This is a genomic window from Ruegeria sp. BG8 (assembly GCF_056538325.1).
The window spans coordinates 227,466-239,489 of the sequence record NZ_JBQFSZ010000002.1 but is presented as its reverse complement, the minus strand read 5'-3'; the positions used below and the strand labels follow the sequence as shown (position 1 = coordinate 239,489).

The following is a 12,024-nucleotide window of genomic DNA, read 5'->3' as shown; positions in this document are numbered from 1 at the left end:
GGGTTGTGGCACCCATTGAACGGTACCACAAGGTTGCGGCGCGAAGCCGAGCTTTTAAAGCAACCGACTTACAACCGGTGTCAGGTGTATCCCAACAACTTTCGCGCGACACGGAAGCATTCCAGTGCCTGAGGGACGCCGCAGTAAATGCCGATCACGTGGATGATGGCGCGGATTTCCTCGGGTGTGACGCCATTGGTGATCGCGCCTTTGCAGTGAATTTCCCATTCGTGCATTTTACCCAATGCGCCGATCATCGACAGGTTCATCATTGAGCGGGTCTTGGCGTCGATCACGTCATCCCCCCAGCCAAAGCCCCAGCACCATGCCGTCATCGCCTCTTGGAACGGACGGGTGAAATCATCGGCAGCGGCAAGATTTTTCTCGACATATTCTGCGCCTAACGTGCTTTTGCGCTGCTCTAGCCCTTTCAGGAACAGGTCTTCGTCAAAAATGTCAGCCATTGTAGGTCTCCCGGTCGTTCAGTCTTTCAGGCGATGCTTATAGAGATGGTCGTAATGCGGTTTCATCCGCCGGTACACCTGTTTGACCCGATCCGGCGCATCTGTGATCGATATGTGTTTGCGCGGCTGTGGGGTCAGCCCGGTCGACTTGGCGAGATTGGCGTGAAACGAGCCACCGTCCCACCAGCTATGGGCCGCAGGGTCTCCGCCCGCCTCCCAGTGCAGGGCGTCCTCGATAAAGGGGATGCCGACCGTTTCGCAAAACCGTTGCGTCATCCTGTGCGGGTTCTCCAACAGATCATCGCTATCGATCACGGGTGGGGGTGTTCCGTTCAGGGCAGTTAGCAGGTCGAACAGGGCGCGCTGTTCGGGAAAGCCAACCTCACCTTCGGCAAAGTCGGGCCAGTGTTTGTACATTGAGGTTATCGTCTTTGCCGGATCGCGGATCAGGAAGGCATGATTGAAATGGGAAAGGAACGCGGCATCCCACATATGGTTGATGTAATGAGGGAAGTCTTTGATGAAGACCGGGCCTTTTTCGGCGCGTTCCTGAATATCTTGCCAAACCGTCTCAAGCGTCAGACCGGGTGTGGTGACGTCACCGGGTTGAAACCGGTGCCAGAGAGGGTCTTCCCCCTGATACCATGCTTCGCCAAAGGGTTCGTGCAAGCATTCCAGATCGCCGCGTTGACGCATCATCCACTCAAATGCGGTCGAGGTGGATCTTGGCACTGCCCAAAGCGCAAGAATCTTTTGCATGCTGCCGTGGTCCTTTTTGCTAGAGCTGCCTAAGCAATCGCCCGGGTGGCTGCGCAGGAGTTACACCAAGCGATTTGAAGATGCGCCAGTAGAGCGCAATGTCGTGACCGATCACTGGTTTGTCCAAAGCGGCCTCCAGCTCGTCGACCAGATGCAGGGGTCGTTGTGGCAGCCCGTTCAGACCGCTGCGGAAGTTGCACATACCGTTGATCAGGATCGCGTCGGCACTGGGTGCTTTTTCAGCGACATATTCAAAGCTTTTCAACGCCAGATCACCATCAAAAACCCAGCGATGATCATTCACCTGTTCCTGTGTTTCGAACCAACCCTGATCGTGGAAATTGCCGGCCCATAAGACGTCGAATCCGGCCTCTTGCAGGAACCCCACTGTCCCGCGCCACCATTCCGGCCAATGGTAGGCCGCGTTCAGGGCGACTTTTTCGACGTTCATCTCACGCAGGGCTTCGACCATGGCATAGCCGGCCATATGGAACTGTGTGCCGTATTTGTCGGACAGGTTTTCACAATGCTGGCGAACACCATCAACGCCCAACCCACAAGCGTGCACCCAGTTGGACCCGACTTGTCCGCAAACATCGACACCATTGCGCGACATGCAATGGACGAAATCCTCGAGCATGCCAAAGTTCTGTCTCCGCTGGTCCAGCCCGTGCACGTAATCTGGTACGTGCAGCATCCAGCCATGAACACCGACAGTTTCGGGGCAAATGCGCAGAAAATCCGATGGCGCTGCGTCAAAGTCAAACGGCGGGCTGGTAAAGCCCACCTGATAGGGGAACAGCTTGTGTTCGGGGTGCCATTCTTCGGGCATCAGCATGTGGCATCACCTGTCGTCACGGATCAACCGCTTCGCGCATCCATTGTTGCAGCTTGGCAATCGAGTGTTCCGACATCACTCCGCAGCCGGGATCCAGGACCAGTGGGCCGGGGCGATAGCCGCGCGATTTCAGGCCGCGGTGGACGCTCTCGACCAGATGGATATCCTCTTCGACCGTTGTTTCGCGATCTTGGATGGCCAGTTGCCGGATCACGGCGCTCTCAGACCCGCCTTCGGTGAACCAGCCGCGCCAAACGGTGCAGTGATCTGCATCGTCCGCACGCCAGTGATAGGTGTTCAGAACATTGCCCGGATAGCACTGGAATGAGAACATGGGCCACAGGAACCACGACTGATAGTCGCCCGCATGGGGCACCGACAGGTCGATGGGATAGGTCATTTTATCGAGGCTCTGACACTCGGTCGTGTGACGCAGGACGTAACCGCCACCAGCATCCGGTTGAATGTCATAGGTTTCGGGCTTTACCACGCCCTCAGCAAAGGTCGGGTGGTTGGTGGGGCAGTGATAGCATTCCGAGTAATTCTCGATACTGACTTTCCAGTTACATTTTTCGGGAATCTCGACCCATTCGAGCGGCTCAAGATCGTCAATATGCGGGACAAACGCGCGAATTTCTTCGCGTACGCCGGGGTACCATTCATCCATAGGCGCGGCGTCATCGTCGAGATTGACGAAGATAAAGCCGTTGAACACTTCGGTCCGGACCGAGGTCAGGCAAATGGCGCTGCGGTCGAAGCCGGGGACGGATTTGATGTTGGGTCCGGCGCGCAGATGGCCTGTCAGTTCATACGTCCACGCGTGGTAGGGGCAGACCACGACGCGCGTGTTGCCAGCGCCTGTGACCATCTCATGCGCGCGGTGTTGGCAGACGTTGTAGAAAGTGCGAATTTCACCGTCCCGGCCACGAATGCAAAACAGGCCTTGTCCGGCGATCTCGAACGCAAAGTAATCGCCGGGCTCGCGCACCTGTGCAACATGCCCTGCGAATTGCCATGTTCGGGCCAGTAGCCCCTGCATCTCCTGCTGAAAGATGGCGGGGTCGGTATAATATCGGGCGTCCAGTGAATGGGTCAGGTGGGCATTCATTCGGGCTCCTCCGCGTAGATGCCAAGCTGGTGTCTGCGTTGATGAAACCGTTCCACCCGCTCGACGATTTCGTCGCTGGCGACGGCGATCACAAAGGATAGCAACGTCTCAAGCAGCGCGATGGTCGAGACAGAGGACGGGAAGAATTGTGGTGTGTCGACTGCAATGACAAAGCCATGATGCGCATTAAGGATGACAGGGCTGGCGGGGCTGTCGGATATACTGACCACGGTCATCCCTTGTTCTCGGGCCAGTTTGACTGCCTCGATGACTTCGGTGCGATAGGGGTGGCAGGTCATTGCGATCAGGACGTCCTGATCATCGGCCCAGGCCAGATCGTCTACGGGTGTCGATCCCGGGCGCGGTATGGCGTGGAATTGTTTCATGCCGGTTGAGGCAAGATAGGTGAAATTCCGTGCATTGGCGTTATTGACGCCGACGCCAAGCGTGAAAATCTGACGGCAATTCCAGATATCCTCGGCAGCGGCCTTCAGGCGTGTCGCGTCGATCCCTGCAAAGGTCTCTTCGATATTGCGGATTGTCGCACCGATCATATCCGCGTAGAGGCCGCCCAGCTCTCCGGACTTGCCGATATCCTGCAGCCATTTGGCTCGATCGGGAAACGAGACGTTCCCACGCCGAATCGCATCGCGGAACGGAGCGCGGAAATCCTCGTATCCGTTGAACCCGACTTGCCGCGCCATGCGGACAAAAGTGTTGGGTTTGACTTTGGCCGCCTCGGCGATCTCGCGCACGGTTGAAACCCCAACATCCGTTGGGTTTTCCAGCACATAACGCGCTGCTTTCTGCGCTTCGGGCGTCAGGGCGTCCCATTCCTCGGTCAGGCGGTCAAGAACGATTGATGATACATTTGTGTCATTCATGATTGACGATGGTACAAATGTGGAATTAGCCTGTCGAGCAGAAAAGCGACTCGGGAAGAGGAAAAATCATGTCCGGGAACGAATTGCCGTCACACACCCGCGTGGTCATTGTGGGTGGAGGAGTTATGGGGGTCGGTCTGGCCTACCATCTGGGTCACGAAGGGTGGGGTCATGATACCGTCCTTTTGGAAAAGGCCGAGTTGACCAGCGGCAGCACTTGGCACGCCGCGGGCCAGATCACGCATTCGACCTCAAGCTTTGGGCTGGGGAAATGCGTGGACTACAACATCGGTCTCTACTCCGGCGCGTTGGAGGCTGAAACGGGCCAGCCTGTGACATGGCATGGCTGCGGCTCGTTCCGTCTGGCCTATACCGAGGATGAGATAGACTGGCTGCGCCACACCCTGTCGGTGGGCCGGTCGTTGGGGTTCAACATCGAATTGGTGGGCCCTGAGAAGGTGGCCGAGCTGCATCCGTTCTACAATCTCGACGGGGTCTTGGGCGCGCTGTACACGCCGGATGATGGGCACGTCGATCCAACCAATGTGACCATGGCGATGGCCGCGGGTGCACGCCAAAAGGGCGTCCGCATCTTCCGCAACTGCCGCGCCACCAACATCACGCAGGCCGAGAGTGGTGAGTGGGTGGTCGAAACCGAGATGGGCACCATCACCTGCGAGCATGTGGTGAACGCGGGCGGCACTTATGCGCGCCAGATGGGCGAATGGTCGGGGCTGCAGCTCCCGATGACCTCGATGACCCACCATTATTTCGTCACCGAGCCGGTGCCCGAATTCCAGAATCTGGACAAGGAACTGCCGGTGATCCGCGATGACCGTAAGGTCTCGGGCTATATCCGGATGGAACAGCAGCGCGGGCTGATCGGGATTTATGAGAAGGAGAACCCGAACTCGGTCTGGCATGACCATTGTCCGTGGGAATACGAGAACTGGCTGTTCGATGCCGACTACGACCGGGTGATGCCGTGGCTTGAGGAAAGCCTGAACCGGATGCCGATCTTTGCCGAGTTGGGCATTCAGCGCGATGTGCACGGGGCGATCTCGCACCCGCCAGACGGCAACCCTCTGATCGGGCCCGCGCCGGGTGTGCGAAACTACTGGTGCTGCTGCGGGACACAGATCGGTATTGGCTGGGGGCCGGGTCTGACGCGTGAGCTGGCGCGCTGGATGGTGCATGGGGCCGCCGATATCTCGATGCGCGAGTTCGATCCGCGCCGGTTCGGCAGCTATGCCACCAAGGGCTGGCAGGTGATCAAGGCCGAGGAAGATTACTGCCTGCGCCACGAAATCCCCTTTCCGCATTTCAACCGGTTGGAGGGTCGTCCGATCAAACCGTCGCCGCTCTATGAGTTGCTGAAATCCAAGGGCGCGGTGCATGAAGAAGTCTACGGCTTCGAACGCCCTCGCTGGTTCGCGCGGGATGGGGTAGAGCAGCGCGATCACTATTCCTTCCGCCGCACGCCTGCCGACGACATGGTCGCGGCCGAGGTCAAAGCGGTACGCGAACGTGTCGGCATCATGGATGTGACGGCCTTTACCAAGGTCGAGGTCTCAGGTCCGGGGGCCTATGCGCTGCTGGACCACCTGACCGCGAACCGGATGCCGCAAAAGGTTGGCTCAATCACCCTGACCCATATGCTGAACCGCCGGGGCCGCATCGAGCTGGAGACCACGATTGTCCGCATGGCCGAAGACCGCTTCTATCTGGTCTGCGCCGCGTTTTTCGAACAGCGCCTGCTGGATCACTTGCGCGGGGCAAGAATTTTCGACGAAAATTCTGTCGACATCGTCGCCCTTTCGTCCGATTGGTCAGCCTTGTCGCTGAACGGGCCCCGCGCGCGCGAAGTTCTGGCACGCTGCACGGATGCAGATCTGACCAATGCGGGGTTCCGCTGGTTATCTGCGCAGGAAATCACCATCGCGGGCCACAAGGTCTGGGCCTTCCGCATGTCTTACGCTGGCGAGCTGGGTTGGGAGTTGCACATGCCGAACGCCGCCTGTCTCGATGTTTACAACGCGCTTTGGGCGGCGGGTGAGCCGCATGGCATCAGCGACTACGGCAGCTTTGCCATGAACGTGATGCGGATGGAGAAGGGCTTTAAAGGCGCAGGAGAACTGACCAATGAGGTCACTCTGGCCGAGGCCGACGTGCTGCGCTTTGCCCGCACGGACAAGGACTATCTGGGTAAGGACAAGACCCTGAATACCGATATGCCATGGGTTTGCGCCTATCTGGAAATCGAACCGGATGGTGAGATTGATGGCCATGGTGGCGAGGCCGTCATGATGGACGGTCGCGTCGTCGGTTCGACAGCGTCGGTGGTTTACGGGCATACGGTCAGTAAAATTCTGGCGTTTGCCTACATCAAACCCGAAGCAACTGCGCCAGGTACATCTCTTGAGGTTGTGATCCACGGGACGCCACGCGCAGCGCGAGTGCTGGGCGAGCCGGCCTATGACCCGCAGAGTCTGCTGCCCAGAACCGACGCCGTATTGGAGACCGCCTGATGTCTCTGCCGGATACAATGAAAGCCATGGTCACAATGGGCCATGGCGGTCTGGAGCAGATGGTCCTTCATCCGGACTGGCCCCGCCTGGACCCAGCCGCCGGAGAGGTGTTGATCAAGGTCGCCGCCTGCGGTTTGAACAATACCGATGTGAACACGCGCTCGGGTTGGTACTCGAAAACCGTGACCGACGCGACCACCGGCGGCGCGTTCGAAGAGGTCGGGGAAGAAGACCCGACCTGGGGCGGCACCCCGATCACTTTCCCGCGCATTCAGGGTGCGGATATCTGCGGTGAGATCGTTGCCGTCGGCGCAGGCGTGGATAGCGCCCGCATTGGCGAGCGCGTGATCACCGATGGCTGGCTGCGCGATCCTGCCGATCCCGGAAACATGGACAAGACAGGCTATTTCGGATCCGAGCGGGACGGGGGATTTGCCGAATACGCCACGACCTTGGCAGTTAACGCTATACCAATCACCTCGGACCTGTCTGACGCAGAGCTGGCCACATTCTCATGTTCCTATTCCACGGCTGAGGGCATGCTGACCCGAGCCAACGTCACCGACAAAGATACGGTTCTGGTGCCCGGTGCCTCGGGCGGCGTGGGTGGTGCGTTGGTTCAGCTGGCCAAACGACGCGGCGCGCGCGTCATTGCGATGGCGTCCGAGGCGAAACACGCGGATGTGGCTGAACTGGGCCCCGACCTGATCCTGCCACGCGCACCAGATGATCTGAAAACTGCACTTGGAACCGAAAAGATCACTGTTGTGGCAGATGTAGTTGGCGGCCCCTACTGGGCCAAACTCATCGACGTTCTTGAGCGCGGCGGCCGGTATACATGTTCTGGCGCCATCGCGGGTCCAATTGTCGAGTTCGACTTGCGTACTTTCTATCTGCGTGACCTGACATTCACAGGCTCAACGGTGATCGACCCTCAGGTCATGCAGAACCTTGTGAAATATATCGAGAGTGGAGAAATCAAACCCGCCCTCGCAGCGACTTACCCCTTAGAGGATCTACGCGAGGCGCAGGCAGCTTTCATTGCCAAGAAACATACTGGGAATATTGTGGTGATCCCATGAATATGGATGACGTTTTAAAAGCCGCGCAACAGCTGCACCACGCACACCCAGATTTGTGCGCATTCGGGGAGTGGCCCGAAGACTTGCAACCGGGTGAATTGTCTCCGAACCCGATCCCTGCGGTTCCGCTGGTACAAGCGATCGAAACAGAGGATGCGCCGACCAGAGCGCTGGCCGAAGCGATCAAAGCAACGGCACATCTGGCGCACTGGAAGCTGACCTATACCGAGGATGAGGTTGGCGCGGATTTCCTGAACCGGTTTGGATACTATGAACTGTTTGGTCCGACGGGGCATTTTGTGACCAACACATTGCGCGGCTACGTCGCGTTTTGGGGCGAAGGGCTGAACTATGACTGGCACAGCCATCAAGCCGAGGAACTGTACCTGATCGTCTCGGGCGGGGCTCGGTTCAAGGTTGCGGGAAATGAGGCCAATCTTGAACCCAACCAAACCCGCCTGCACGCCAGTTGGCAAAGTCACGCAATGACAACGACAGATCGTCCCATCCTGACCTATGTGCTGTGGCGCGGTGATGGGCTGGGCGCATTACCCCAGATGGATGCAGCATGAAGATCACCCGCATACGTGTCTATCAGACCGCGTTGCCCTATGCGGGCGGCGCTTATGTCTGGGGGGCGGGAAATGCCATAGAAACGGCCACTGCCTCAGTTGTTGTGATAGACACTGATGCGGGTCTGCAGGGTTGTGGTGAGTTCACGCCCTGTGGCGAGAATTACATGGTGGCTCATTCCGAGGGTGTAAGAGCGCTGGCGCGTCTGGTTGCACCGAAACTGTTGGGCGAAGACCCGCGGCAGGTCGGGCGCGTCGAACAGCTGATGGATCATCTGGTGCAAGGGCATGGATACGCCAAAGCCCCTTTCGACGCCGCCTGCTGGGACATTCTGGGGCAGGCCTGTGATCAACCGGTCTGGATGTTGTTGGGCGGCAAGCTGACCGATGGGGCCCCGATGTATCGGGTCGCGCCACAGAAAGCCGTGGATGAGACCGTGGCCGAAATGAACACCTACCGAGATCAGGGCTACCGCCAGTTTCAGGTCAAGGTCGGTGGCGATTGGGTCACGGATATTGAGCGTATCAAAACGACGGTTCCGCTTTTGCAGCCGGGGGAAAAAGCAATGGCGGACGCCAATCAGGGTTGGCGAGTGGACAACGCGATCCGAGTGGCGCGGGCGACGCGTGATCTGGACTATATCCTGGAACAGCCTTGCCGGACCTATGAAGAATGCCAGCAAGTGCGCCGTGTCGCCGAGCAACCGATGAAGTTGGATGAATGCGTGACCGGATTGCAGATGGCCCAACGCATCGTCGCTGATCGTGGGGCCGAAATCTGTTGTCTGAAAATCTCTAACCTCGGTGGGTTGAGTAAGGCCCGGCGCGTGCGTGACTATCTGGTCGAGAACCGGATCCCCGTGGTCAGCGAAGACACCTGGGGTGGGGAAATCGCGACCTCGGCTGTTGCGCATTTCGCGGCCTCTACGCCCGAGGAATACCTGCAAAACACCACGGATCTGATGAATTACAACACGCGGTCAACCGGCATCGGCGGGCCTGTTTCGCGTGATGGAAAGCTCTATGCATCAGATCGTGCGGGGTTGGGTGTAACCCCCGATTTCACAAGCCTTGGCGCACCGGTTGAGGAGTACAGGATATGAGACCCCAAGCTGTCGCGACACAATTGGTCGACGATGCCCGCGTTCGCGTGACACGGTTCGACTTTGCACCGGGTGCAGAGACGGGGTGGCACCGTCACGAGATGGATTATGTGATCACCGCGATAACGGATTGCCATATGCGTCTGGAAATGCCCGACGGGTCGGTCAACGAGGTGACCGTCCCGGTCGGAACGGCCTATCGCCGGGATGAAGGCGTCGAACACAACGTGATCAATAGTGCAGACGCACCAATGTCTTTTGTCGAAATGGAACTGAAATGAAGATATCCGCGATCACCCTTTGGTCGACGGATCTGACCAGCCATGAGACCTATCACATGGCCGAGGGTAAGACCTGTGCAACGGTCAAATCGCACGTCCTTTGCCTTGAAACGGATACCGGCCTGAAAGGGTGGGGAGAGGTTTGCCCAATTCCCCATTACCTGCCGGCCTATGCCGATGGTGTTCCGGCCGCAGTCGCTGAAATGGGGCCTGAGGTTCTTGGCATGTCCCCGTTCGGTGCGGATGCGCCGATGCGCAAGCTTGATGGGTTCCTGCAAGGTCATCGCTACGCAAAATCCGCGGTTGATATCGCCCTGTGGGACTTGTTCGGCAAAGCAACGGGCCAACCGGTTTACGCGCTGCTCGGCGGGCGAACGCGCAAGGATATGCCCCTTTACCACTCGATTACCTGCATTGCTCCGGATGACATGGCGCGGATCGCAAAGACGGCGTATCAAACGGGCATACGGCAATTTCAGGTCAAGCTGGGGGTCGAGGGTGATTGGCAAGCTGATGCCGAACGTCTGATCAAAGTGCGCGAAGCCGTGGGTCATGGACCGCTGGTATACGGCGACTGGAACTGTGGCGCATCACGTCTGCAGGCCACAAGAACAGGTCGCGCGGTGGCGCATCTGGATGTGATGCTGGAACAGCCCTGCAAAACGCTCGAAGATTGCGCGGCGGTTCGACAGGCCACAGGTCTGCCAATGAAGATCGACGAAAATGCGCATGATTTGGCGTCGCTATTAAGGGCGCACGAGCTGCGGTGCATGGACGCCGTGGCGCTTAAGCTCTCAAAGTTTGGCGGGTTGTCAGCAATGCGTCGTGCGCGGGATTTGACCGTGCATCTGGGGGCTGAAATCTGTGCTGAATGCACGTGGGGGTCGGACGTCGTTACCGCAGCTTCGCTACATTTTGCAGCCTCGACCCCAATTGGGTCACTGTTGAATACCTGCGATCTGTCTTCCTATGTTTCACCACGCATCTGCCCTGATGCGCCAACCCGAAAAGACGGCAGGATTTCTCCGCCCGAAGGTCCCGGTCTGGGCGTTACGCCTGATCTGGACATCCTTGGTTCCCCGATATTGGAGATCGTGTGAGATGCTCAAGATCAATACTCAATCCGAATGGATCAGCCGCGCGAACGAAGTTCTGCCCGCCGGAGGGTTCGGCAATTTCGACCCCGGTATCATCATTGCCCGAGGCGATGGCAGTCGGGTCTGGGATGAGGATGGCAACGAATACATCGACTATCTGATCGGCTCTGGCCCCATGCTGTTGGGACATGGACACCCTGAAGTCATGGAAGCGGTGCTTGAACAACTTCCCAAGGGGATGACCTTTTTTGCCAACAATGCCAAAGGTGTCGAACTGGCAGAGGCGATCGTCGCAGCGGTTCCCTGCTGCGAGCAGGTGCGATTTGTAGCCTCAGGTGGTGAGGCGGATATGTACGCCATTCGGCTGGCCCGGGCATATACGGGCCGCAACAAGATCCTGAAGTTTGAAGGTGGGTATCATGGCATGAGTGCCGAGGCGCAAATGAGCCTTGCCCCCAGCCGACAGGTCAATTTCCCGCAAGCTGTGCCTGACAGCGCGGGTATTCCCGACAGTGTGGCCGAGCAGATGTTGATCGCGCCCTTCAACGACCTCGATGCCGTCGCGGTGCTGCTGGACGAACATCAAGATATTGCCGCGATCATGGTCGAGCCATTGCAAAGGATCATCCCGCCGTTGCCCGGCTACCTGCAGGGCCTGCGGGATCTGTGCGACAAACATAACGTTCTGCTGATTTTTGATGAGATCGTGACCGGGTTCCGCCTGGCCTATGGCGGCGCACAGGAAAAATACGGCGTGACCCCGGACATCTGCACGCTTGGCAAGATTATCGGAGGCGGCTTTCCTCTGGCAGCGCTGGGCGCAAGCGCCGATATCATGAAGCATTTCGACAAAGACCAGGTCGGAGAAGGCGGGTGGTTAATGCAATTGGGGACCTTGTCAGGCAACCCCGTTGCTTCGGTCGCGGGGTTGAAGACGATGGAAGTGCTACGGCGCGACGGGGTTTATGACCGGCTTCGGGAAACCGGAGCAGCGCTGCAAAAGATGCAGGTGGACGCGCTGACTGAAGCGGGTATTCCGCATCAGGTCTGCGGTGATGAAACCCTGTTTGATATTTACTTTACGGACGCCCCATGCCGCGATTATCGCAGTGCCCGGCATGACGACCCCCAGCGTAACGCGGCGTACAACAACAGCTTACGGGCGAGTGGTATCTTCAAATCTCCGGGTAAGCTTTACCCGTCACTCGCCGTGACCGAAGCCGACCTGCAACAGACGCGGGACGCGATCGAGACGGCAGTGCAGGTTATCGCCAGCTAAGTTGTCAGAATAAAAGAAACGGGCCGCTG

Annotated in this window: 12 protein-coding genes; 7 read left to right on the top strand and 5 right to left on the bottom strand. The window is 58.3% G+C overall.

All coding sequences use genetic code 11. The annotated features are described in order from the left end of the window. Positions 1–80 precede the first annotated feature (80 nt). The 5 genes from ACR0DG_RS06440 to ACR0DG_RS06420 are packed head-to-tail and all read right to left on the bottom strand — an operon-like array spanning position 81 to position 4,053. Complete coding sequence (locus ACR0DG_RS06440; RefSeq protein ID WP_480695461.1) at positions 81–464, bottom strand: carboxymuconolactone decarboxylase family protein; 384 nt, start codon at positions 462–464, stop codon at positions 81–83. 18 nt (positions 465–482) lie between these two features. Continuing rightward, positions 483–1,223 carry a sulfotransferase-like domain-containing protein gene (locus ACR0DG_RS06435; protein ID WP_480695459.1) on the bottom strand — a complete coding sequence of 247 codons (741 nt, stop codon included), beginning with the start codon at positions 1,221–1,223 and terminating at the stop codon, positions 483–485. A gap of 19 nt (positions 1,224–1,242) precedes the next feature. Next, a complete protein-coding gene (locus tag ACR0DG_RS06430; RefSeq protein WP_480695457.1) occupies positions 1,243–2,061 on the bottom strand; it encodes a hypothetical protein in 819 nt (272 codons plus the stop codon). Positions 2,062–2,077: 16 nt separating this feature from the next. Further along, positions 2,078–3,169, bottom strand: a complete 1,092-nt coding sequence (locus ACR0DG_RS06425) for an aromatic ring-hydroxylating oxygenase subunit alpha (protein WP_480695455.1) — start codon at positions 3,167–3,169, stop codon at positions 2,078–2,080. Next, a complete protein-coding gene (locus ACR0DG_RS06420; protein ID WP_480695453.1) occupies positions 3,166–4,053 on the bottom strand; it encodes a MurR/RpiR family transcriptional regulator in 888 nt (295 codons plus the stop codon). Before ACR0DG_RS06420 ends, ACR0DG_RS06425 begins: the two co-directional genes overlap by 4 nt. 68 nt (positions 4,054–4,121) lie before the next feature. Between ACR0DG_RS06420 and ACR0DG_RS06415 the strand changes: the two genes are divergently transcribed. Genes ACR0DG_RS06415 through ACR0DG_RS06385 form a run of 7 tightly spaced genes read left to right on the top strand, consistent with a single transcriptional unit; the run spans position 4,122 to position 11,995 of the window. After that, entirely contained in the window at positions 4,122–6,581 is a 2,460-nt protein-coding gene (locus ACR0DG_RS06415) for an FAD-dependent oxidoreductase (RefSeq protein WP_480695451.1), read from the top strand. Continuing rightward, complete coding sequence (locus ACR0DG_RS06410; protein WP_480695450.1) at positions 6,581–7,663, top strand: alcohol dehydrogenase family protein; 1,083 nt, start codon at positions 6,581–6,583, stop codon at positions 7,661–7,663. The genes ACR0DG_RS06415 and ACR0DG_RS06410 overlap by 1 nt, the downstream gene beginning before the upstream one ends. Beyond that, positions 7,660–8,235 (top strand): dimethylsulfonioproprionate lyase family protein, encoded by a 576-nt coding sequence (locus ACR0DG_RS06405; protein ID WP_480695448.1) that lies wholly within the window; start codon positions 7,660–7,662, stop codon positions 8,233–8,235. The genes ACR0DG_RS06410 and ACR0DG_RS06405 overlap by 4 nt, the downstream gene beginning before the upstream one ends. Continuing rightward, positions 8,232–9,338, top strand: coding sequence for a mandelate racemase/muconate lactonizing enzyme family protein (locus ACR0DG_RS06400; RefSeq protein WP_480695446.1), 1,107 nt, complete (start codon positions 8,232–8,234; stop codon positions 9,336–9,338). Before ACR0DG_RS06405 ends, ACR0DG_RS06400 begins: the two co-directional genes overlap by 4 nt. Next, complete coding sequence (locus ACR0DG_RS06395) at positions 9,335–9,619, top strand: cupin domain-containing protein (protein WP_480695444.1); 285 nt, start codon at positions 9,335–9,337, stop codon at positions 9,617–9,619. The genes ACR0DG_RS06400 and ACR0DG_RS06395 overlap by 4 nt, the downstream gene beginning before the upstream one ends. Beyond that, positions 9,616–10,719, top strand: coding sequence for a mandelate racemase/muconate lactonizing enzyme family protein (locus tag ACR0DG_RS06390; RefSeq protein ID WP_480695442.1), 1,104 nt, complete (start codon positions 9,616–9,618; stop codon positions 10,717–10,719). The genes ACR0DG_RS06395 and ACR0DG_RS06390 overlap by 4 nt, the downstream gene beginning before the upstream one ends. 1 nt (position 10,720) lies before the next feature. Next, the gene (locus ACR0DG_RS06385) at positions 10,721–11,995 is read left to right on the top strand and encodes an aspartate aminotransferase family protein (protein ID WP_480695440.1); all 1,275 of its coding nucleotides are present in this window, start codon (positions 10,721–10,723) and stop codon (positions 11,993–11,995) included. Positions 11,996–12,024 lie beyond the last annotated feature (29 nt).